The sequence below is a fragment of the Fuscibacter oryzae genome (assembly GCF_016765795.1).
Lineage (GTDB): Bacteria > Pseudomonadota > Alphaproteobacteria > Rhodobacterales > Rhodobacteraceae > Fuscibacter > Fuscibacter oryzae.
The window spans coordinates 400,154-422,367 of the sequence record NZ_JAESVP010000001.1 but is presented as its reverse complement, the minus strand read 5'-3'; the positions used below and the strand labels follow the sequence as shown (position 1 = coordinate 422,367).

Annotated in this window: 22 protein-coding genes; 8 read left to right on the top strand and 14 right to left on the bottom strand. The window is 62.9% G+C overall.

All coding sequences use genetic code 11. The annotated features are described in order from the left end of the window. Window positions 1-95: 95 nt before the first annotated feature. The 6 genes from JI744_RS02000 to JI744_RS01975 all read left to right on the top strand — a co-directional run bounded on the left by JI744_RS02000 (window position 96) and on the right by JI744_RS01975 (window position 7,704). Window positions 96-1,439, top strand: a complete 1,344-nt coding sequence (locus tag JI744_RS02000) for an NAD(P)-binding domain-containing protein (RefSeq protein WP_202657728.1) — start codon at window positions 96-98, stop codon at window positions 1,437-1,439. A 64-nt stretch (window positions 1,440-1,503) separates the two neighbouring features. Beyond that, window positions 1,504-3,876 carry a DUF1989 domain-containing protein gene (locus JI744_RS01995; protein ID WP_202657726.1) on the top strand — a complete coding sequence of 791 codons (2,373 nt, stop codon included), beginning with the start codon at window positions 1,504-1,506 and terminating at the stop codon, window positions 3,874-3,876. A gap of 37 nt (window positions 3,877-3,913) precedes the next feature. Further along, the gene (locus tag JI744_RS01990; protein WP_202657724.1) at window positions 3,914-5,050 is read left to right on the top strand and encodes an aminomethyltransferase family protein; all 1,137 of its coding nucleotides are present in this window, start codon (window positions 3,914-3,916) and stop codon (window positions 5,048-5,050) included. 57 nt (window positions 5,051-5,107) lie between these two features. Further along, window positions 5,108-5,710, top strand: coding sequence for a dimethylamine monooxygenase subunit DmmA family protein (locus JI744_RS01985; RefSeq protein ID WP_202657722.1), 603 nt, complete (start codon window positions 5,108-5,110; stop codon window positions 5,708-5,710). Continuing rightward, window positions 5,707-6,654, top strand: coding sequence for a PDR/VanB family oxidoreductase (locus tag JI744_RS01980; protein WP_202657720.1), 948 nt, complete (start codon window positions 5,707-5,709; stop codon window positions 6,652-6,654). Before JI744_RS01985 ends, JI744_RS01980 begins: the two co-directional genes overlap by 4 nt. Before the next feature lie 9 nt (window positions 6,655-6,663). Further along, window positions 6,664-7,704, top strand: a complete 1,041-nt coding sequence (locus tag JI744_RS01975) for a heme-dependent oxidative N-demethylase family protein (protein WP_202657718.1) — start codon at window positions 6,664-6,666, stop codon at window positions 7,702-7,704. A gap of 121 nt (window positions 7,705-7,825) precedes the next feature. On the opposite strand, the gene JI744_RS01970 is transcribed toward JI744_RS01975, so the two are convergent. The 14 genes from JI744_RS01970 to JI744_RS01905 form a co-directional block, all read right to left on the bottom strand. Next, window positions 7,826-9,622, bottom strand: a complete 1,797-nt coding sequence (locus JI744_RS01970; protein WP_202657716.1) for an APC family permease — start codon at window positions 9,620-9,622, stop codon at window positions 7,826-7,828. A 335-nt stretch (window positions 9,623-9,957) separates the two neighbouring features. Beyond that, a complete protein-coding gene (locus JI744_RS01965; RefSeq protein WP_202657714.1) occupies window positions 9,958-11,721 on the bottom strand; it encodes a PQQ-dependent methanol/ethanol family dehydrogenase in 1,764 nt (587 codons plus the stop codon). A 290-nt stretch (window positions 11,722-12,011) separates the two neighbouring features. After that, entirely contained in the window at window positions 12,012-12,407 is a 396-nt protein-coding gene (locus JI744_RS01960) for a c-type cytochrome (RefSeq protein ID WP_202657712.1), read from the bottom strand. Between the two features lie 125 nt (window positions 12,408-12,532). Further along, on the bottom strand, window positions 12,533-13,633 hold the full coding sequence (pqqE, locus tag JI744_RS01955; protein ID WP_202657710.1) for a pyrroloquinoline quinone biosynthesis protein PqqE: 1,101 nt from the start codon (window positions 13,631-13,633) through the stop codon (window positions 12,533-12,535). Continuing rightward, window positions 13,626-13,901 carry a pyrroloquinoline quinone biosynthesis peptide chaperone PqqD gene (gene pqqD / locus JI744_RS01950; protein WP_202657709.1) on the bottom strand — a complete coding sequence of 92 codons (276 nt, stop codon included), beginning with the start codon at window positions 13,899-13,901 and terminating at the stop codon, window positions 13,626-13,628. Before pqqD ends, pqqE begins: the two co-directional genes overlap by 8 nt. Continuing rightward, complete coding sequence (gene pqqC, locus JI744_RS01945) at window positions 13,898-14,641, bottom strand: pyrroloquinoline-quinone synthase PqqC (RefSeq protein WP_202657703.1); 744 nt, start codon at window positions 14,639-14,641, stop codon at window positions 13,898-13,900. The genes pqqD and pqqC overlap by 4 nt, the downstream gene beginning before the upstream one ends. Further along, window positions 14,638-15,528: a pyrroloquinoline quinone biosynthesis protein PqqB gene (gene pqqB / locus JI744_RS01940; RefSeq protein ID WP_202657701.1), complete on the bottom strand. Its 891-nt coding sequence runs from the start codon at window positions 15,526-15,528 to the stop codon at window positions 14,638-14,640. The genes pqqC and pqqB overlap by 4 nt, the downstream gene beginning before the upstream one ends. 9 nt (window positions 15,529-15,537) lie before the next feature. Further along, window positions 15,538-15,633, bottom strand: coding sequence for a pyrroloquinoline quinone precursor peptide PqqA (gene pqqA / locus JI744_RS01935; RefSeq protein ID WP_202657699.1), 96 nt, complete (start codon window positions 15,631-15,633; stop codon window positions 15,538-15,540). Window positions 15,634-15,705: 72 nt separating this feature from the next. After that, complete coding sequence (locus JI744_RS01930) at window positions 15,706-16,248, bottom strand: tetratricopeptide repeat protein (RefSeq protein ID WP_202657697.1); 543 nt, start codon at window positions 16,246-16,248, stop codon at window positions 15,706-15,708. A 92-nt stretch (window positions 16,249-16,340) separates the two neighbouring features. Then, the gene (locus JI744_RS01925; protein WP_202657695.1) at window positions 16,341-17,132 is read right to left on the bottom strand and encodes an ABC transporter permease; all 792 of its coding nucleotides are present in this window, start codon (window positions 17,130-17,132) and stop codon (window positions 16,341-16,343) included. Continuing rightward, window positions 17,129-17,848, bottom strand: coding sequence for an ABC transporter ATP-binding protein (locus JI744_RS01920; protein WP_202657693.1), 720 nt, complete (start codon window positions 17,846-17,848; stop codon window positions 17,129-17,131). Before JI744_RS01920 ends, JI744_RS01925 begins: the two co-directional genes overlap by 4 nt. Continuing rightward, window positions 17,845-18,270 (bottom strand): cupredoxin domain-containing protein, encoded by a 426-nt coding sequence (locus JI744_RS01915; RefSeq protein WP_202657691.1) that lies wholly within the window; start codon window positions 18,268-18,270, stop codon window positions 17,845-17,847. The genes JI744_RS01920 and JI744_RS01915 overlap by 4 nt, the downstream gene beginning before the upstream one ends. 13 nt (window positions 18,271-18,283) lie before the next feature. Then, window positions 18,284-19,249, bottom strand: coding sequence for a YVTN family beta-propeller repeat protein (locus JI744_RS01910; RefSeq protein ID WP_202657690.1), 966 nt, complete (start codon window positions 19,247-19,249; stop codon window positions 18,284-18,286). Further along, the gene (locus JI744_RS01905; protein ID WP_236019199.1) at window positions 19,246-20,430 is read right to left on the bottom strand and encodes an ABC transporter substrate-binding protein; all 1,185 of its coding nucleotides are present in this window, start codon (window positions 20,428-20,430) and stop codon (window positions 19,246-19,248) included. The genes JI744_RS01910 and JI744_RS01905 overlap by 4 nt, the downstream gene beginning before the upstream one ends. Before the next feature lie 164 nt (window positions 20,431-20,594). Here JI744_RS01905 and pedF point away from each other — a divergent pair, with 164 nt between their 5' ends. Both pedF and JI744_RS01895 read left to right on the top strand, forming a co-directional pair. Next, window positions 20,595-21,266 carry a cytochrome c-550 PedF gene (gene pedF / locus JI744_RS01900; protein WP_202658240.1) on the top strand — a complete coding sequence of 224 codons (672 nt, stop codon included), beginning with the start codon at window positions 20,595-20,597 and terminating at the stop codon, window positions 21,264-21,266. 9 nt (window positions 21,267-21,275) lie between these two features. Beyond that, window positions 21,276-22,205 carry a transporter substrate-binding domain-containing protein gene (locus JI744_RS01895; RefSeq protein ID WP_202657689.1) on the top strand — a complete coding sequence of 310 codons (930 nt, stop codon included), beginning with the start codon at window positions 21,276-21,278 and terminating at the stop codon, window positions 22,203-22,205. The last annotated feature ends 9 nt before the right edge of the window (window positions 22,206-22,214 follow it).

The following is a 22,214-nucleotide window of genomic DNA, read 5'->3' as shown; positions in this document are numbered from 1 at the left end:
ATTCTTGACGCAAAAGGCGAGTCGCCTGTCAGATTGGTCCATGCCGAAAGAACCAGTTGTTAAATCTGGTCCATACCGGAAACAGGGAGCCTGACATGACGAAACGCGTAGCCATCATCGGTGCCGGTCCTTCCGGCCTTGCCCAGTTGCGGGCCTTTCAGTCTGCCGCGCAAAAAGGGGCCGAGATTCCAGAGGTTGTCTGCTTTGAAAAGCAGGCGAACTGGGGTGGCTTGTGGAACTACACCTGGCGCACCGGCGTGGATGAGAACGGAGAACCGGTGCATTGTTCGATGTACCGCTATCTGTGGACCAACGGCCCGAAAGAGGGCCTGGAGTTTGCCGACTATTCGTTCGAGGAACATTTCGGCAAGCAGATCGCTTCTTACCCGCCGCGCGCCGTGATGGTCGATTACATCGAGGGCCGGGTGAACAAGGCGGGCGTGCGCGACTGGATCAGGTTCAGCTCGGTGGTGCGCTGGGTCGAGTTCGACCCCATTGCGCAGGATTTCACCATCACCGTTCACGACATGAAAACCGACCATGTTTACAAGGAGCGGTTTGACCATGTGATCTGCGCCTCGGGCCATTTCTCATCGCCGAATGTGCCCGACTATCCCGGTTTCGATCAGTTCTATGGCCGCATTATCCATGCCCATGATTTCCGCGATGCGCGCGAGTTTGCCGGACAGGATGTGCTGGTGGTGGGGTCGTCCTATTCGGCGGAAGACATTGGCTCGCAGTGCTGGAAGTATGGTGCGAAGACGGTGACCTCTTGCTATCGCTCGGCCCCGATGGGCTTCAACTGGCCGGATAACTGGGAAGAAAAGCAGGCGCTGGTTCGGGTAGAGGGTAAGACCGCCTTCTTCAAGGATGGCACGTCAAAGCCGGTTGATGCGATCATTCTTTGCACCGGCTACAAGCACTATTTCCCCTTCCTGCCCGACGATCTTCGGTTGAAAACCAAGAACCGGCTGGCGACGGCAGACCTCTATAAGGGCGTGGTCTACGTTCACAATCCGGCGCTGTTCTATCTGGGCATGCAGGACCAGTGGTTCACCTTCAACATGTTCGACGCGCAGGCGTGGTATGTGCGGGACATCATCATGGGGCGCATTGCGGTGCCCGCCGACAAGGCCGTTTTGCTGGCCGATGTGGCAGAGCGGGAAGAGCGCGAGGTTGCCTCCGATGATGTGAAATATGCGATCAAGTATCAGGGCGCTTATGTCAAGGAACTGATCGCCGACACCGATTACCCCAACTTTGATGTCGATGGCGCTTGTGAGGCTTTCTTTGAATGGAAGCACCACAAGGCCGACGACATCATGGCCTTCCGCAACCATTCCTACAAATCGGTCATGACCGGCACGATGGCCCCGGCGCACCACACGCCGTGGAAGGACGCGCTGGACGATTCGATGGAAGCCTATCTGCGGAACTGATCCCCTACTGGGGGGCGGACGTTCCCCGCCGCCCCCTCTTTTTCTTCGTGAACAAGGGTTCACAATGAGCCAGATTACCTATCCGAACCTGTTGCGGCCCGGTCCGCCAGTGCCCACGCGCCCGCGCCTTGTGGGGGCCTTGGCCACTGGCCCGGCAGAAGAGCGTCACACCGTTGCCGGTGCCGGGGCAGTGCTGGTGGCCACTGGTCCGGGCGACCGGATCATGGTGATCAACGCCGAGGGCGGGCAACGTGCCGAACTGGTGACCAGTACGGTTGACGGGCGCAGCGATGCGGGGCTGCTGGGTGTCGTGGCGGATGCCGAGCCTCTGGGCCTGCGCGCGCTGCTGGCAAGCGCTGATGACAGCCTGCGTCGGCTGTCACGCGCGCTAACGGCGCGCGGGATCAGCCTTGAGGGCCGCTGCGCCGTCACCCTGTTCGGTGCGGCAAGTCCCGCGGGCGACCGGGCCGAATTTACTGCCACTGGCGCGGGCTGGCTGGTGGTGGCCGCACCGGGGCAGGCGATGGACCCCAGCGCGCAGGATACGGCCAGCCCCCTGACCCTGTTGATCAAACGCGCAGCGGGGCGGCCAAAGCTGGGGTTTGACCTGTCGGACCCGCTTGCGGACCCGATCCTTGATCTGCGGGTGAAATCGGCCACTGCCGAAAGCTATTTCATCCGTGCGGGCGAGTATTTTCAGATCATCGACGTTGATGGCCGCCAATGCACCGACTTTCAGTGCTTTGACGCCCGCAAGCTGGACCGGGGAATACAGAACCCGCTGGATGTGACGACGACCCGCACCATTCTTGGCCACAGCTACGCCATGCCGGGCCTGCATTCGAAGTATTTCGATCAGGACATGACCGCATTGGTCGAGGTGGTGCAGGACACTTGCGGCCGCCACGACGCCTTTGCCATGGCCTGTTCGGCGAAATACTATGACGACATCGGCTATCCCGGCCATGCCAACTGTTCCGACAATTTCAATGGCGCGTTGGCGAAGTTCGACGTTGCCCCACGTCACGGCTGGATGGCGGCGAATTTCTTCTTCAACACCTGGATCGACGGGCACGGGGTGGTGATGACGGATGAGCCGTGGTCGCGCCCCGGTGACTATGTGCTGCTGCGCGCGATGACCGATCTGGTCTGCGTCTCCTCTGCCTGCCCCGATGACACCTCGCCCGCCAATGGCTGGCACCTCTCTGACATCCATGTCCGCAGCTATGCCGCGACCGAGCGCTTTCAGCGCGCCGTCGCCTGGCGCCCCATGCCCGAGGCCGACCCGATCATGACCCGCCAGACCGCCTTTCACGACCGTTTCGCCGCGCTGACGCGGGATTTTGTGGAGTATAAGGGCTTCTGGCTGCCCAACACCTTTGCCGGGCGCGATCCGGTCGAGGAATACCGCGCCTGCCGCGAGGGCGTGGTGATGATGGACCTATCGGCGCTGCGCAAGTTCGAGATCACCGGCCCGGATGCCGAGGCTTTGTGCCAATGGGTGCTGACCCGCGATGTGACAAAGCTGGGCACGGGGCAGGTGGTCTATTCGGCGATGTGCTACCCGCATGGTGGGATGATCGACGATGGCACGCTGTTCCGCCTTGGGCCAGACCGTTTCCGCTGGATCGGCGGCAGCGATTTCGGCGGCGAATGGATGCGCGAACAGGCGCAGGCGCTGGGGCTGAACGTGATGATCCGGGGATCGACCGATCAGTTGCACAATCTGGCGGTGCAGGGGCCAAAGTCGCGCGATCTGCTGAAAGGCGTGATCTGGACCGCGCCGCATCAGGCCGCAGTGGGCGAGGTGGACTGGTTCCGCTTTACCGTGGGCCGGATCGGTGGACCAGAGGGCGCGCCGGTGGTGGTGTCGCGCACCGGCTATACCGGCGAACTGGGCTATGAGGTGTTCTGTCATCCCAAGGATGGCGCGGCGGTGTTTGACGCGATTGCAACGGTAGGCGAACCGATGGGAATTCGCCCAATGGGTCTTGCCGCGCTGGATTTGTTGCGCATCGAATCCGGCCTCATCTTTGCCGGCTATGATTTCAGCGACCAAACTGACCCGTTCGAGGCGGGCATCGGCTTTACCGTGCCCTTGAAATCCAAAGCCGAAGATTTCATCGGGCGCGAGGCGCTGATCCGCCGCAAGGAAAACCCGCGCGTCAAGTTCGTCGGTCTGGAGATCGAGGGTCGCATCCCGGTGGGCCACGGCGATTGCCTGCATATCGGGCGGGCACAGGTGGGCGAGGTGACCTCTGCCATGTGGTCGCCTCTGTTGGGCAAGCAGATCGCCTTGGCGCGGGTGGATGTGACCCATGCCGAGACGGGGACCGAGATTGAGGTGGGCAAGCTGGATACGCTGCAAAAGCGTATCCCCGCCCGCATCACCGCCTTCCCGCATTACGACCCGAAAAAGGAACGGCCACGGTCCTGACCATGGCCACAGGAACAACGCGAACTCGGAGGAAATCATGACGGCATCCTGGCGCTTTTCGACCCTTGGCGACCGCCACCGCGCCCTCGGCTCGGCCCTGGAAGACTGGAGCGGGATGGGCACCGCATGGTCCTATGACGGCGACCCCCTTGCCGAATACATGGCCATCCGCACCAAGGCGGGGCTGATGGATGTGTCGGGTCTGAAAAAAGTCCACATCACCGGCCCGGCGGCCAGCCATGTGATCGACCGCGCCACCACGCGCAACATAGAAAAGTTGATGCCGGGCCGCTCGGTTTACGCTGCGATGCTGAACGACGGCGGCAAGTTCGTGGATGATTGCGTGATCTACCGCACCGGGCCGAATGCATTTATGGTCGTCCATGGTTCCGGTCAGGGGTTTGAGCAACTGACGATGGCGGCATCTGGGCGCGATGTCTCGATCCGGTTTGACGACAACCTGCACGACCTGTCGCTGCAAGGGCCGCTGGCGGTGGATTATCTGGCCCCCCATGTGTCGGGCATCCGCGATCTGCCCTATTTCGCGCAGATGCAGACCAGCCTGTTCGGCAAACCCGCGATGATTTCCCGCACCGGATATACGGGTGAGCGGGGGTATGAGTTGTTCGTGCGCGGGCAGGATGCGCCGATGATCTGGGACCGGATTCTGGAAGAAGGGGCGGCGATGGGCATCATCCCCTGCCGGTTCACCACGCTGGATCTGCTGCGCACCGAAAGCTATCTGCTGTTCTTCCCCTATGACAATTCCGAGATGTATCCGTTCGATGACCAGCCCTGCGGAGACACGCTGTGGGAACTGGGCCTCGACTTCACGGTCAGTCTCGGCAAGACAGGGTTCCGGGGGGCGGAAGAGCATTACCGGTTGAAGGGCAAAGAGCGTTTCAAGATCTGGGGCCTGAAGCTGGCGGGCAAGAACCCGCCCGGCAATGGTGCGCCGGTGATGCAGGGCGGCAAACAGGTGGGTCTGGTGACCCAAGCCATGTATTCGCCGCTGAACGACTGGACGGTGGCCATCGCCCGCCTGCCGGTGGATTGCGCGAATGAGGGCACCAAGCTGACCGTCAACTGCGCCACTCATGGCGAGATTGCCGCCACCACCAGCCCGATGCCGTTCTTTGACATCGAGAAAAAGCGCCGCACCGCGAAGGGTTAAGGCGAAATTCCGGGCGGGCCGCAGCAGACGGCCCCCTGGCCACAACAGGGACTGCCCATGCCACGCACCGAATTTACGCCCTCTATCCCCAGCCGCCCGGTTTATTCCGGTCTGTCCTCTCACGGTTCCTCCTCGGCGCTGATGCTAGCCGAGGGCGAGGGGGCCGAGGCGATCCTTGACCTTGCTGCGCAGGATGCCGCCGTGATGGACCGCGCGCATCTGATCTTTATCCCGGCGGGCACGGGGCACGGCCCGGCATTGCGGGCACTGGGGGCGAAATCCTATGTCGAGGTGCCGGGCTTTGCCACGGCGCTGGACCGCTATCGCAAGGCGCTGGCCGATGCGCATATGGGTACGCGCCTCTATGTGGCAGGCAGCGAGGGGATGATCGGGCAGGCGGTTGCCGAGGCGCTGGCGGCAGGTCTGCCTGCCGATGCGATTGAAACCGAACATCGCGGGGGAATTGCCCGGCGGATGCAATGCGTTCATTGCAAGGGCATCACCGAAGGGGTGACGACCGACCCCTTTCTTTGCGCGCATTGCGGGCTGACGCTGTTCGTGCGTGACCATTACTCACGCCGTCTGGGGGCGTTTCAGGGCGTTTGTGTCGATGCAGAAACCCCCGGCGATGTGCCCGCGGTGCAGGAGATCAAGCCATGATCACCCAGATGCTGCGCGTGGCCGCCATCACCCCGCTGTCGTCCTACGTTACCCGCTTTCGCTTTGAACACCCCGAAGGCGCGGCGCTGCCGGTGTTTTCCGGGGGTGCCCATGTGGTGGTGGAAATGCCCGATGGTGCGGTTTTGCGGCGCAATTCCTATTCGCTGATTTCCGATCCGGTGGACAGTTCGGGCTATGAAATTGCCGTGCGGCGTGAGGATGCGGGCCGGGGCGGGTCGCGCTATATGCACAGCCGGCTCAGGCTTGGCGATCTGCTGCGTGTGACCGTTCCGGTCAACCTGTTCTCGCTGGATCTGCGGGCCAAGCGCCACCTGATGATTGCGGGCGGCATCGGCATCACGCCGTTTCTGGCGCAGCTAAAACAAATCGCCCGCCTTCATGCCCCGTTTGAGCTGCATTATGCCGTGCGCAGCCGGGACGAGGCGGCGGCACTGCCGCTGCTGCCCGATCTGCCGCAGGTGCATCTGCATGTCAGTGACGAAGGCAACCGGATGGACCTTGGCGCGGTTCTGGCGGGCCAGCCCTTGGGCACCCATGTCTATACCTGTGGGCCTGAGGGGCTGATTGATGCCGTGGCTGAAACCGCCGCCCGCCTTGGCTGGCCCAAAGGTGCCCTGCATTCTGAGGCGTTCCTGTCGCCCCCGCCCGGCGCGCCGTTTGATGTGACGCTGGCGCGGTCTGGCCGCAAGATCACCGTCGGCCCGCATCAAAGCCTGCTCGAGGCGCTGGAGGCGGCGGGGGTGCAGCCCGACTGGTCCTGCCGCGGCGGTGCCTGCGGGCGCTGTGAAACTGCCGTTATCCGCTGCGATGGTCATATCGAACACCACGATCATTGGCTGAACGACGCCGAGAAGGCCAGCCAGACCCGCATCATGCCCTGCGTTTCGCGCTTTTCCGGCGCGGACCTTGCCCTTGACCTGTAGGAGGCCGCGATGACCCTGCGCTTCAACGACGAAACCTTTCGCGGCGATTATACCTTCCGCAACTCGCCTCAGGCCGTGCGCCGCTTTCCGTTCCCGTTTGATCAGGACAGCTATATGTACTCGGTCAATCTGGAACTGCACAAAGGCGGGCGGGCCGGATCGGTGTTTGAAAACCGTTTTGACGTGGACGAGCATTACGTCGCCGAGATGCGCGACCGGGAAATCACGCTGGCCGAAGATCCGCTGCGCTGCCAGTCGCTGCCGCATATGGAACTGGCGGGCTGGGATTTTCTGGAACTGGTGATGACCACCAAGGCCGAGGATTACCCCGACCTGTTCACCCTGCACCGCGACGGCGATCGCTGGCACTGGATCAACCGGCCGCTGAATATCGAACAACGGTTCACATTTCTGGATGCCACAACTTTGCCCTGCGGCCCGATGGAATACATCACCCGCCAGACCCAAGGCGACCATGCCTTGCTGGACCAGCGCGATGGCAACCTGTGGATGGATGCCGGCATGATCACCAGCCAGGCCGACTGGAGTCTGGATTTCGACATCGGCATGAACTTTTTCGAATGGCACGCCCCGGTGCCCAAGGCGCATGAGATGGGGGTGTTTCAGCGCGCGCTGAAGTTTCTGCTGAACCTGCAACAAGGCGCCCCGGTGCGGCGGCTGAACTGGACGATGACGGTCAATCCGCGTCTTGATACCAGCCCCGAGAATTATCACAAATGGGGCCCGGAAAAGCGCACGATCACGCCCGGAAATGTGGGCGAAAAACAGTTTCTGCGAGTAGAGTTGCAGACGCTGTGGCGGTTGCCCCGTTCGAACGCCATCGCCTTCCCGATCCGCTGCTATCTGTGTTCGCTGGAAGACATCGTGACGGTGCCGAAATGGGGCCGCCGCCTGCACCGGGTGCTGCGCGACCTGCCCGAGGAACTGGCGACCTATAAGGGTTTCGCCGTCAACCGCCCGATGATCGTGGATTACCTGGCGCAGTTTGATGACGGCGCCGAAACCTCGCCCGGTATCTTCCCGGACTGACCCTTCCTGTCGTCCCCAAACTGCAACGTGCCGGTTTTTCCGGCGCGTTTTTTATTCGGGACAAAGAAAAACCCCCGGCAAGCAACACTTGCCGGGGGTGGTTTAAAAGCTGGCGGGGGGCTTAGCCCGGCAGAACGAAGAACCAGTTCGCCCATATCACGATGGCCGCGCCAAGGATCAGCGCCAGATAGGGCAGGAATCCGGCCTTGCGCGGGCCAAGGGTGGTGTCGTCATTACCAAGGCCCAGATCTTCCATCGCCTCGGGCGGGAAAACGCCCTTGTCGCAGTAGTAGTGGCGATACCAGAAAACCGGAATGATCAGCGCTGCAAAGATCAGGCCCGAGATCAGCGCATTGGAATAGCCCCAAACCTTGGCCCCCGCGCCCAGAAACAGCGCGTTCACAAAGGCCAGCACCGTGTTCAGGCCAATCAGCCAGGTCGGCGCTTTCCACGGGCGTTCCATGTGGCCCGAGTCGATGCGGTGAATCCACCCGGCGTTCAGGTTCAGGAAGTTGAACAGGATGTAGCCCACGTTCGAAATCGCCAGAACGTAGAAATACCCCGACACGTCCGAGGCCAGCGCCAGAAGGAACAGGTTGAAGGCAAAGTCGGTCCACATCGCCGAGGTGGGCGCGCCCTGTTCGTTCACATGGCCCAGATATTTGGGCAGCCAGCCATCGCGCGACCCCTGATAAAGCGTGCGCGAAGACCCGGCCATTGCGGTCATGATCGCCAGAAACAGCGCCATGATCATCAGGATGGTGAACAGATGCGCCACGACGCGGCCCGCGCCGATCATGCCGCCAAGCGCCTCGGCGACGCCGGTGCCATCAACGATGCCGGGTTCCAGCATGCCCGAGAGCCCCAGAACGCCCTGAAACGAAAACGGGATCAGGCAGAAGAACACGCAGCAGAGCAGGCCCGAGTAGAAGATGGCCTTGAACGTGTCGCGCGACGGGTCACGCAGTTCGCGGGTGTAGCAGACGGCGGTTTCAAAGCCATAGGTGGACCAGGCCGCGATGTACAAACCGCCAAGGATCAGCGTCCAACCACCGATGTTCCAAGTGCCGTCCTCGCCCGAATAGGCGGCGGTGGGGGGAACAAGGTTGGTCACGTTGGCATAGTTGATCGCCCCGGTGAACAGCGGCACAAGGCCCACCAGCAGCAGCGGCACAAGCACAATCACCGCCAGCCATTTCTGCGCCGTGGCCGTGGAATTCACGCCGCGGTGCTGGATGGCCAGCATGATCAGCATCAAGACCGTGCCGATCAGGAAGGTGGTGTTGAAATGCAGGACGCCAAGGCCGGGAATTGGCAGTTCCAGCGCCGACCAGTTGCGGATTGCCGGGGTCAGCGCGGCAATCGCATCGCCTGACAGCAGCGCCTGCACCGCATCGGCGGGGGCGGTGCCGGGGTTCGCAGTGATGTATTCCAGCACGCGCGGGCTGTCGGCCGTCAGGCTGGACAGGTTGGCGGTGATCCAGTCCAGCACCGGCTGCGAGTCGGCCAGCGGAATGGGGAACAGCGCGTTCAGGATGTAGCCAGCGGCAATCGCGCACCCCAAGGACAGCACGGGCGACCAGGCGAACCAGTTGCACCACACCGATAAGGGCGCGATCAGCTTGGAATAGCGCAGCCACGCCGTCGCCCCGTAAACCGAGGTGCCGCCCGACTTGTTGCCGAACATGCCCGCCATTTCGGCATAGGTGAAGGATTGCAGGAACCCCATCAGCATCGAGACCATCCACACCACAAAGGCAAGTTTGCCCGTGGTGCCCGCGATCCCGCCGATTGAGAATAGGACAAGGGGCGGCACGCCTGCCGCGATCCAGAAGGCGCCTTTCCAGCTTAGAGCGCGAACCAGGTTGCCGCGCTTCTCTGTCACAGCACCGGGCGTGTCCGTCGAAATCGACGACATATGAACCTCTCCATCAGACTGTTCCCCGTTCCAGTGTTGAAGGGCCGCGATCTCGTTTTGCCGGATCTGCGTTCCCGCGCGTTTCCCGTAACTACGGGCGTCCTGAGAGGTTCTGGTCGCCGCCGTTTCCCATGTTGTGGCAGGGCCAGCCCGTAACCAAGGACAAACCCAAATCTGAAAGGAAGCAATCGAAAATTTACGCAGGAGAAAATTATTTTCGTGATTTAGGGCGCAAGCCGAAGTTTTAGGCAGGGGTTCTGGCGATTGCGACCCCATGAGAGACCCCCGGCGACGCATGTCACCGGGGGCAAAGGGAGCAGTTCAGAGCTGCATGGTCAGTTAGAGGCCAGTTGCTTGGGCAGTTTGAACGTCCAGACCATGCCGCCCTGGTTCAGGTAGTTGACCTTCTCGGCCACCTCGCCGCCCCACAGAGGCACAGCACCGCCCCAGCCCGAGACGACCGAGACATATTGCTCGCCATCCTGTTCCCACGTCACCGGCTGACCGACGATGCCCGATCCGGTCTGGAAGCTCCACAGCTCTTCGCCCGTCTCGTCATCCAGCGCCTTGAACTCGCCTTCGGGGGTGCCGAAGAACACAAGGCCGCCAGCGGTGGTCATCACGCCACCCCACAGGGGTGCGCCGTTCTTGTATTCCCACTTCCATTCGCCGGTCGCGGGATCAATCGCCTTCAGGCTGCCGATGTGGTCTTCGTAGTTGGGCTTGATGGTGAAACCCGCGCCCAGATAGGCCGCGCCCTGTTTGTAGGTGATCGGCTCGTTCCAGATGTCCATGCCCCATTCGTTCGACGGTACATAGAACAACCCGGTTTTCTGGCTGAAGGCCATGGGCATCCAGTTCTTGCCGCCCAGGAACGAGGGAGATGCGAACACGACCTCGCCCTTCTTGCCATCGGCTGCGGCGGTCGGGTCGCCGGGGCGGTTTTCTTCGTTGTAGACCGGGCGGCCGTTTTCATCGATGCCCTTGGCCCAGGTGATGTCTTTCACAAAGGGCCAGGCGTGCTCGAACTTGCCGTCCTCGCGGTTCAGCACATAGAAGAACCCGTTGCGGTCGGCAGTGGCGAATTTCTTGTTGCCGTCCTTGTCAACGAAAGCCACGACCTCGTTCACACCATCGTAATCCCAGCCTTCGCGCGGCGTGGTCTGAAAGTGCCACTTGATCTCGCCCGTCGCCGGATCAATCCCCAGACGGCTGGCGGCATAAAGGTTGTCGCCGGTATTGCCTTCAACCGGCTTGCCCGCGTTGCGCAAATGGCTGTTCCAGGGCGAAGGGTTGCCCGCGCCGAACACCAGCGTATTGGTGTCGATGTCATAGGACCCGCCCAACCAGGTCGCACCGCCGCCAGTCTTCCACAGATCCCCCGGCCAGGTCGCATTCAGCGTGCCGGTCATCGTGGATTCCTTGCCGTTCAGTGTGCCCATGTGCCCTTCGATCACCGGGCGCGTCCACACCGTCTCGCCGGTTTCGGCGTTGCGGGCCTGAACCTCGCCAACGACGCCGAATTCACCGCCAGAGTTGCCGGTGATGACAAGGCCGTTCACGATCAGGGGCGCGGCGGTATAGGAATAGCCTTCCTTGTATTCGGCGATCTTCTTGTTCCACACCACATCGCCGGTCTTGGCGTTCAAGGCCACGATGCGGGCATCGAGCGTGCCGAAATAGATGTTGTCGCCGTAAAGGGCTGCACCCCGGTTGATCACGTCGCAGCAAGGCAGGATGCCTTCTGGCAGGCGGGCATCATACTGCCACAGCTCTTTGCCGGTCTTCAGGTCAATCGCCCAAAGCCGCGAATAAGATCCGGTGATATACATCACCCCATCACGCACCAGCGGCTGGGTTTCCTGCCCGCGCTGCTTTTCGCCGCCAAGCGAGAAGGCCCAGACAGGCATCAGATTCTTGACGTTGGTCTTGTTCAGCGTTTCCAGCGGGCTGAAGCGTTGCAGATTGCGCCCCATGCCATTGGAAACCACGTCCTGTGTGGTGGTCTGATCGTTGGCCAGATCCTCTTCGGTGACGCCGGCCATGACCGGCGACGCCGTCATCAATGCCGCCGCAACGGCGATGACGAAACGATTCATTGTGTCCTCCCTGAGATGTTGGAAAGACTGAAGCCTACCCCCTCCATGGGCGTGCCGCGGTCCCGTGAAAATCATGCGGACCACGGCAGCCCGGGGGTATTGCACCTTCGTCGTAAGGGCCTTGCGGGGGCTGCCCCTGTGGCTAGATATGCAAGGACGGCGTAGATTGGCCTCGGATTAACCATCTGTAATATAATGAGTTTATCGAAGGATTGGCTTGCCCTGCCTCGGTCGGCCACCGATTTGCGACCTTGGTAGTAGGTCGGTGGTTGCCGATCCGGTCATGGCCCCTAACCCTGTAGAGAGCCGAGGTAGGACAGGATGAAATCCTGCACTGTCGGGTCGGTCACGCCGACATGGCGCATCTTGGTGCCGGGTACGAAGGCATCGTTATCCTCCATCCAGGCCCGCAGGGCGCCGGGCGTCCAGACGAAACCGGCCCCTTTCAGCGCGGCGGAATAGGGATAACCTGCAAAGCTGCCGGCCTTGCGCCCGACCACGCCATCCAGCAAGGGGCCATAGCTGGCCTTGTCGGCATCGGTGGAATGGCAGCGGCGGCAGGTGGCATCAAAAAATGCCTTGCCTGCATCCAATTTGATGGTCTGGGACGTGGTGTCTTCCTGCGCCATGGCGGGCAGGGCGGCGCATAGGACAAGGCCAAGGGCGGCGGTCAAATGGTGGGTCATGTCAACCTCTTTGGGTGGGTGCGTTTCTGGCCCGAGTATTGCGCAACGCCCCCCAAAGGCATTTTGACCTGCATCAAGCCAAGCGGCCCTTAGGGTCGTAGTTTGGCCGGCCTTGTGGTCGTAGATCAGCCAGCAATCGCACCCATGCGCCGGAAAATTGCCGCATCCAGCCCCGGTGCATTGCCTTCGGCGACCAGCGCGGCATCCAGCGCCGCGCGCCCCGGTGTGCGGCGGCAGACCGGATCGGGCAGGCTGGCATCGCCCAGGATTGCCATGGCCTGACAGCGGCAGCCGCCGAAATCCACCCCGACCCGGTCGCAGGCGCGACACGCTTCTGGCAGCCAGTCGGTCGCGCGGAAGGCGTTGAAGGCGGGGTCGTTGGCCCAGATCCAACCCAGATCGCGGTCGCGCACGTTCGAGAAGGTCAGGCTTGGAATGGTCTGCGCGGCATGGCAGGGCAGCACCTGCCCGTCGGGGGATACGTTCAGGCCGGTGGTGCCCCAGCCGCCCATGCAGGCCTTGGGCAGGTCGGAATAGTAGTCGGGCGGCACAAAATCGATCACCAGCCGCCCGGCGCGGGTGGTGCGCGCTTCGGCCACCAGCGCCTTGGCGCGGTCTACCTGCTGGCGGGTCGGTTGCAGGGTGGCGCGGTTCTTCAGCGCCCAGCCCTGAAACTGCACGCAGGCAATTTCCACCCGTCGCGCGCCAAGGCGTTCGGCAAGGTCGAAGACCTCGGGCAGTTCCTCAAGGTTGTGGCGGTGCATCACCACGTTCAGCGTCAGCGCAAGGCCGATGCGATGGATCGCCTCGGCCATCAGCATTTTGCGGTCAAAGCCGCCGCGATAGCCGCCCACCCGGTCGGCGCTGATGGCCGTGGTGCCCTGCACCGACAGTTGAATATGGTCCAGCCCCCGGTCAGCAATTGCCTGCAAGCGGTCGGGCGTCAGGCCGATGCCAGAGGTGATGAGGTTGGTGTAAAGCCCCGCGTCGCATGCGGCACCCACCAACGCCTCCAGATCGCGGCGAGAGGCGGGTTCGCCCCCCGACAGATGTACCTGCAACACGCCGATCTCTGCCGCCTGCCGGAAGACGCGCTCCCAGTCTTCGGTGGTCAGCTCCGCCTCTCGCCCCGCCAGTTGCAGCGGGTTCGAGCAATAGGGGCACGACAGCGGACAGCGATGTGTCAGTTCAGCCAGCATGGCGATGGGGGCGGGGGGGTTAGCCATGCAGGTCCACCAGACGCTCACGGGCCAGGTCTGACAGGAATTCGGCCACATCCGCCGAAACTTCGGCCAGCGGTGCGTCATACTCTTGCGCCAAACTTTCGGCGATTTGTCCCACCTCCGCCGCGCCATCCACACGGCCCAGAATTGCCGCGCCCACCTCATCCAGCATCAGCGCCCGTTCGGGGGCCAGCAGCACCATGGTGCCCCTCACCCGGTCATGGTGCAGGCGCACGCCGCGCGGCAGGTGGGGCACGGTGGCGGGGGTCACAACAGGCCCTCGCCCGGTTGCCAGCCGCCGGGCGGGATGTGCCCCGGCGCAACATAGGCGTGGTAAAGGGCATCAAGCTGCGCCCACAGCACCTCTGTCTTGAAGGTCAGGGCGGCGGAGGCGGCGTCTTGCTCCTCCGCCGTGCGGGCGTGGTCGATGACCCATGACAAGCCAAAAGCCACATCCTTGGGCGCTTCGGTCAGCCGGTGACGGAAATAGGCCAGCGTTTCGGGGGTGGCGAAATTGTAATGCTCCAGCAGGCCGGTGATCCGCTCGGCATGGATCTTGGGCGCGAACAGTTCGGTCAGCGACGAGGCAACGGCCTGCAACAAGGGACGTTCGCGGACGTAATGCACATAGGCATCCACGGCAAAACGGGTGGCAGGCAGAACCCCACGGCCCGCTGCGACATAATCGGGGTCCAGCCCCACCGCCTCGGCCAGTTTCAGCCAGCGGGCGATGCCACCGGGCTGGCTATCGGTGCCGTCATGATCCTCAATCCGCGACCGCCATGACCGGCGCAACGCGGGGTCTTCGACGCGGCTAAGGAAGGCTGCATCCTTCATCGGAATGCGCGACTGGTAATACCAGCGGTTCACCACCCAGGCGCGGACCTGATCAATGCTGCACTGCCCGCCGTGCAGCATTTTGTGAAACGGGTGGCGGTCGTGATACCGCTCAACCCCGATCTGGCGCAGCCGCGCCTCAAACGTCGAAGGGGGCGGGGTCAGATCGGTCATAGCGCAAACTCCCGCCCGTCTTGGGCGATTTCCCATCCCTTTGCGGCCAGTTCTGCGCGCTCCGGGCTGGCGGGGTCAAGGACCGGGTTGGTGTTGTTGATGTGGATATAAACGCGGCGGCCGATCCGGCTGCCCGCCAGTGCCGCCATGCTACCGTCAGGCCCGCTGATCGGCATATGGCCCATGCGCCCGCCGGTCTTGGCCCCGGTTTTGCTGCGCAGCATATCGTCATCGGCCCAGACGGTGCCGTCAAACAACAACAGGTCTGCTCCGTCCAGCCGCGCGATCAGATCGGGTGGTAGGGCGGCACAGCCGGGAATGTAAAAGGCGGTCTTGTGCCCATCGCTAAGGCGCAGGCCTACGGTCTGGCCACCAAGGCGCATCTCGTATCCATGAGTTTTTTCCAGAAACAGGGCAACCTTGCCCGGCACTGCAAAGGCGGTGACGATCAGGCCGGGGGCGGGAGAAAACGCTACGTCTGGCACAATCTCCCGACGCGCTACCAGTGTAGAATCCAGCACGCCGAACACCGGGTTTGCCGCCAGAGCGGAATGGGTTTCGGGCGAGGCGAACAGTTCGAACGCCGTCATTTCGCGCAAGGTCAGCAGGCCCGCAATGTGGTCAACATCGGCATTCGTCACCACCACCGCGCAAACCGGGCTGCCGCGCAGACCCGGCGGGGTCAGGGTGGGCGTTTCGGTCAGTTGGGCGCGAATGTCGGGCGAGGCGTTCAGGATGACCCAATGAACCCCGTCGGCGGAAACTGCCACGGATGACTGGGTCATGCGTGGCAGGTCCCCGCGCCGGGCGGCCATGCAGTTGGCGCAGGCGCAGTTCCATTGCGGGACCCCGCCGCCGGCTGCGGCACCGAGGACCCGGATGATCATGGCCAGTCCTTAGAACGAGGGCGGCAGATCGTCTTCGGCGGGGCCGTACATGTTGATTTCCATGCCGCAGCGAATCTCAACAGCCTTCGGTTTCGTCCATTTCATGATAGTTCCTCCTCTGGTCATGAAAGCCTAGCGCGTCGGGGCCTGCGGTCCTATTCGACCAAAGGCCAAGACCTAGAACAGCCGCTGCCCATATTTCCAGTTATCGGCATCGGGGGTCACTTCGTCAGTGTCATAATCGGCCCCTTGCAGGCGGCGGGCCATCGAAAGGCCCTGGTCTGCGGCCTGATCTATCAGTGCCCGCCCGGCGACCTCATCACGCGCCACACCGCGCCCGCGCAACAGGTCGAGGCCAAGGTTGAACTGGCCCACCGGATCGCCGGTAGCGGCAGCCTGCCGGTCCCATGCGGCGGCGGCGGCCGGGTTTTCGGGGCCGCCAAGGCCGTTGTCATCCATCTGGCCCATCCAGGTCATCGCGCCGGAATAGCCATCTTGCGCGCACCGGGTGAAGACTTTGCGGGCATTGGTATGGTCGCCCGATTTGGTGATGAAATAGCCGGTGGCGCAGTTGGTCATCGAGGTCATGCCGTCCTCGATGTCTTTCAGCACGCGATTGATCGACAGCTCTTCCGGGTTCAGCGTGCCGTATTGGTCGGCCTCGGTATCGGCTGTGGCGGGCAAGACCGAAAGCACAACAAACACAGCAGCCAGACGCATCACGATCCTCCTCACTTATTCTGGGATGCTAGCAAAACCCACAGGCCCTTGCGATGGCCCGATGGTCGTAGCCCGATGGTCGCAAAGCGGGATCAGCCTTTGCTTTTCGTCAGCCCCCGGCCCGGATCATACCCCCGCACCCCCAGTGCCGCGAAGAGGACAAAGGCCAGCACCGTCCAGCCCAGTGCGGGCAGGTTCGCCTGACCGTAGGCGGCAAACCGGATCAGTTCGACCGCTTGGGTGAATGGGTTCAGCGCGCACAGATCGGCCAGCAGGGGACCGGCCTCTCGCATCTTCCACAAGGGGTAAAGGGCCGAGGACAGGAAGAACACCGGGAAGATGACAAAGTTCATCACACCGGCAAAGTTCTCCAGTTGCCGTATGCGGGATGACAGCAACAGCCCCAGCGCCCCCAGCATCAGCGCGGCAATCAGTATCGCAGGCAGGATCGCCAGATACCCCACCAACGGCAGACGGATGCCATAGATCGCCGCAATGCCCAGAAAGGCCACGCATTGCAACACCGCCACCACGGCCCCCGCGATCAGCTTGGCAAACAAGAGCCACCAGCGCGGTAGGGGCGAGGTCAGCAACAGCCGCATCGCCCCCATCTCGCGGTCATAAACCAAGGAAAGCGAGGATTGCATGCCGTTGAACAGGCAGATCATGCCGCAGAGGCCGGGCAGGATATAGGTCTCATAGGTGATATAGGTCTGATAGGGCGGGGTGATCGACAGGCCAAGGGCAGCGCGGAACCCGGCGGCAAAGACGAACAGCCAGACCAGCGGGCGCACCAGTGCCGCGATGAAGCGGCTGCGCTGTTGGGTAAAGCGCAGCGCCTCGCGCAGCAGGATGGCGCGCAGGGCGATCAGCCGGGCGCTCATGCCTCTCCTCCCGTCAGCGCCAGAAAGGTCGGGGTCAGCCCGTCGGGGCCAGCGATGTCGCGGGCGGTGCCATCGGCCAGAACCCGGCCCTGATGCAGGATCACCAACTGGTCATCAGGGGCCACCTCATCCGTCAGATGCGTGGCCCACAGCACCGTCATCCCGTCGGCGGCAAGGGCGTGAACATGGTCGGTGACAGACCGGCGGCTGGCGGCATCAAGGCCCACGGTTGGCTCATCCAGCAGCAGGAACTGCGGGCGGTGAATCAGGGCGCGGGCAATCTCCATCCGCCGCCGGTGGCCACCGTTCAGATCGCGCGCCCGTTCGCCCGCGCGCTCGCGCATTGCCAGCCGCTCAAGCGCGGCATCGATCCGCGCTGCCGCCTCGCGCCCGGCAAGGCCATGCAGGGCGGCAAAGAACAACAGGTTCCGCCGCACCGACAATTCGGGGTCAAAGGTCGGTTGCTGAAACACCACGCCCATCGCCGCCAGCGCCAGCCCCGGCACCTTGGCCAGATCATGCCCCGCGACCATGATCTGGCCCGATGGCGGCACCAAAAGCCGCGTCAGCAGGTTGAACAGGGTCGATTTTCCCGCGCCATTCGGCCCCAGAAGGGCGCAGAATCTGCCCGCCGGAACCGCGAACGAAATGTCCGACAGCGCCGCCTTTGGCCCATAGGTATAGCTGACACCCCTGATCTGAAGGCCCGCGCTCACTCGATCACAATCTCCACCCGCTGGCTGTCGCCGGTGGTGCCGGGAACGCGCAGCTCATAGCTGCCCGGCTTGATCGCGATGAAAGAGATTTCGGCACTACCCTCATCATCAAACTCCAGCGAGGCGACGCCAAGGGGGCGCACCTCGATATCGTTGATCACGATTTCATTGACCCAGATGGCGTGAAAAAACCCTGCCCCTTCCAGCGCCAGTTCCTGACTGCCGTCGGCCCTGATTTCCAGCGTGTAATAGGTGCCCGATTTCAGATGCAGCGGCCCCTTTGACACAGGCTCACCAGAGGCCAGCGTCAGGGGCGGCAGGTCTTCGCGGTTTTCCCGCGAGAGAAGGCCAGCAGTTTGGGCGGCGCCCATGGTTGGCAGGGCAAGGGCAAGGCAAAGTGCGGTGCAGGGCAAGGATTGCATCGGCTCTCCTGTCTTAGTTTGCGGGGGTGGGGCGCATCGCGACACCCCAGGGAAAGCGACCGACCTTGATCGACTTGACGGGTTCATCGGTGGCGGCGTCAATCACCGTTACGTCGCCCGACACGCCGTTGGTGGTGAAAATCAGCGAATTGTCGGGCGAAAAGGCCAGATGCCAGACCCGGCGGCCGACTAGGATGTATTTCTCAACCTCAAGGGTCTGGGTGTTGACCACGGCGACATGGTTCGCCGGACCCAAGGCAACATAGGCCTTGGTCCCATCTGGTGAAAAGCGAAAGCCCACCGGCTGGATCAGATCCTGATTGACGCCCGGAATGGCAAAATGGACCTTGCCCACCTCTGCCTGATCGGCAGTTGTGAACACCGTGATCGTGCCGCCGATTTCCGCGCTGACCCAAAGCTGCGCCCCATCGGCGGTAAACTCTGCATGGCGGGGGCGGCTATCGACCAGGGTATTGGCGAAAAGCTGGTGGGTGGCAGTGTCGATCCAATGGGCCATGCTGGTGGTTTCCGAGGTGGCAATCGCCACCTTGCCATCGGGCGAAACCGCCATGCCTTCGGGTTCGATCCCTACATCGATCTGGGCCACGACCTTGCGGTCCTGCACATCAACGACGGTGGTCACGGCGTCGTTTTCATTCGCGATGTAAAGGTGGCGGTCATCGGGGTGCAGCACGAACTGTTCGGGGTCTTCACCAGAGGGCAGATCGTTCAGAATCTCGCCCGTCTCCGGGTTCATCACCTGCACGGTGTTGCTGTCCGAGGCGCAGATATAGACGCGCGAAAAATCCTTGGAAAAGGTGATGCCGCGTGGGCGTTCGCCGGTTTCGATGGTGCGTGTCACCTCTTGCGTCGCGATGTCGATCACGCTGATGGTGTTGTCTTTCTCATTGGTCACCCAGGCCTCGTCGGCCAAGGCGGGGGTGGCGGCAAGGGTGATAAGGCAGGCCAGATATTTCATGGGGTGCCTCCAAAGGCGGTGCAGGTGCTTTCGGGGCGGTCAAGGCCAAGGGTGTCCATCTCGTTCACCTGATGCAGAAAGCCGGGCAGGGGGGCCAGCGTCACCAGTGCGCGGGCGTTCACCACCGCGACGGGTTGGCGCAACTGGCCGTTCCAGTCGCGGAAACTCAGGCTCCAGCCCTTGAACCCGTCCAGCGCCAGTGCAGGGTCCAGCAGACGGGCGCGCAGGGTGGCGGGGGCGGCGCTGCCGGTGCGGGTGACCCCTTCGCCAATGGCACGCACGGCGATCCAGGCGGCATAATCCTGGGCCGCCATGCCCCGGCCTGTCTGGCGGGTGAAACGGTCTTGCAACTGGGCGGCACCCCAAGCCTCGATCACGGGCGACCATGCAGTCGGCACCATCCCGTCCGACCCGGCAACCGGGCGCGGTGCCCAGGTGTTATGTTCGACATAGCGGCCAAAATCATCGGTTTCATCGGCGACCAGCAGCACGTCATGGTCGGGCAGATCCTGAGTAAAGCGCGGAATCTCGTCCATCGTCGATTCCCGCAGGTCGGTATCAAAGGTCCAGTCCTTCTCGCCCTCGATCGTTAGCCCGAATTTGGCGGCGGAATGGCGCAGCGCCGCCGCGAAATCCTGATCGGCGGGCTTTGGCCCCACGATCATCGCCAGTCTGCGCCATTGCTTGGCTTGCAGCACCTGCATCAGCGCGTCGCTGCGGGCTGCGGTTTCCAGGGCGGTGTGAAGCAGGTTTGCGCGGCAATCAGCGTCACGCAGCCGCCCCTCGCCAGAGGAGGTGTTGAACAGCAGCGCGTTTGCCGCCTCTGGCAGATCGGCCACGGCCAGCATGTCGGGCGCGGACGCATCCAGCAGCACAAGCTGCGCCTGCCCCAGCGCTTGCCGTGCGGCTGCGGTGAAATCGCCCTCGGGCGGCACCGACAGCACCGTCAACGCATAGTTGTGGCCGAGGAACCTGCCGGTCGTCGCCACCTCGTTGACGGCCAGTTCCGCCCCGGCTATCCCCAGATTTTCTGGCACCGGATCAAGGTTTGACAGCACGGGGGGGCGGGCCACCTCATGCCGCAGATACAGGATGTTCACCTTGACCTCGGCCAATGCGGCCCCTGACCAAGCAACGGCCGCAACCGCAGCCGTCAGCATGCCAGAAATCTTTGCCAGCATTGCACTTTCCTCCCCCCATCATGGTGGGCGAAAGGAGGCATCCGGCCCAATAGGACGAAAGTCCTAGGCTTGGATTCGGTGTTTTGCACCAAGGTCGCATAGGCCCGTTCCCCCACCAGCGGATAGGTATCAACCCGACAGGAGACCGGGAGGAGACGATGTTCATGCGCTTTGGGGGATTGTTTATCGGCATCACGCTGGCCGCGGCGGGCCTTGCCCATGCCCATGGCGATGTGACGCCGCAGCCGGTCAATACCGATGCCCTGCCAGAGGTGGGCGAGGAATGGCTGACCGAAAACCCCTATCGTGCCGCCAAGGCGGGCGATGACGTGTGGTGGCAGGCGGTTATGACCGGCGACAGCGGGTTCAACCAGAACTGCGCGCGCTGCCACGGTTTGGGTGCCGTGTCCGGCGGGCTTGCCCCAGACCTGCGGTTTCTTGAGGCCGAGGAATATGGCGACGAATGGTTCGTCGAGCGATTTCAGCACGGCTATACCCAAGATGGCACCACCAAGATGCCCGCCTTTGGCGAGGTTCTGGGCCAAAAGGCCGGCTGGGCCATTCGCACCTATATCGAAACCCGGCCCGAGGACGGCGCGCTGGAACCTCATGCCGACCGTCTAAAGGCGATCCGTGATGAGCTGGCCGCGAACAAGGGCGATGCGGCGGCGCTGAGGGAAGAGCTGATGGCGATTGCCGCCGAGGTGAAAACCGCCTCTGGCGCGCCCAAGGCGGATTCGGCGGCGCTGCGTGCGGCGCTGGCGCTGGACGGCACGGATGCGGCCGAAAAGCACGCCGCCGAAATGCTGACCATCGGCCTTTCGGCAGCGCATTAGGGGGAACAGATGCAGCGACGTCGGGTCCTCCATGCCCTGATTGCTGCTCTTGCCTGCCCCGGCATGGCCTTTGCGCGGTGCGAAGGGGTCAAGCCGGGGCAGCGCCCACAGAACACACCGCATGAATTTGTTGGCCAGACGCTGGACGAGATTGTCGCGCGCGGGTTCATAGAGATCGCTGTCTACGAGAATTTCCCCCCCTATAGCTGGCAACAGGATGACGAGCCGAAGGGCATCGACATCGGCATAGGCCGTATCATCGCCAAGGCGCTGGGCGTGAAAGCGCAGTTCCGGTTTGTGCAGGCGGGTGAGACGGTCGAGGCTGACCTGATGAACTATGTCTGGAAGGGCGCGGCGATTGGCGGGCATGTCTCGAATGTCATGCTGCGGGTGCCTTACAACAGCGATTTCATCTGCCGGGTCGAGCAGGCCGTGCTGACCGGGCAATATGCGGACGAGCGGATCGCGATTGCCTTTTCGCGCGCGGCCTACCCGGATGCGGCGACGGAACCCGACAGTGGCGGGCGGATCAAGGATGCGCCGGTGCCCGCCTTTTTCCGCTATGATACTGTGGGTGTGCAGAACGATTCCATCAGCGATTTTTTCCTGACCTCCACCCTTGGGGCCGGGGCTGCGGCGCATATCCTGCGGTTTCCTACGGTTGATGCCGCCATGCAGGCGCTGCACGAAGGCAGGGTGATGGCGGTAATGGGGCCATTGGCGCAATTGCAGTACGGGGCGGGTGACGGGGTTGCGGTGCATACGCCGCCCCTGCCGGGCTTTTCCCTTAGCCGCTGGACGCTGGGGGCGGCGGTGCATCAAAGCCACCGCGATCTGGGCTATGCGGTGGATGACGCCATTGCGGCGGCGCTGGCCGATGGAAGGGTGGCGGCACTTTATGCCGATCTGGGGTTAGGCTTCACCGCCCCAGAACGCTGATCGTCTGCG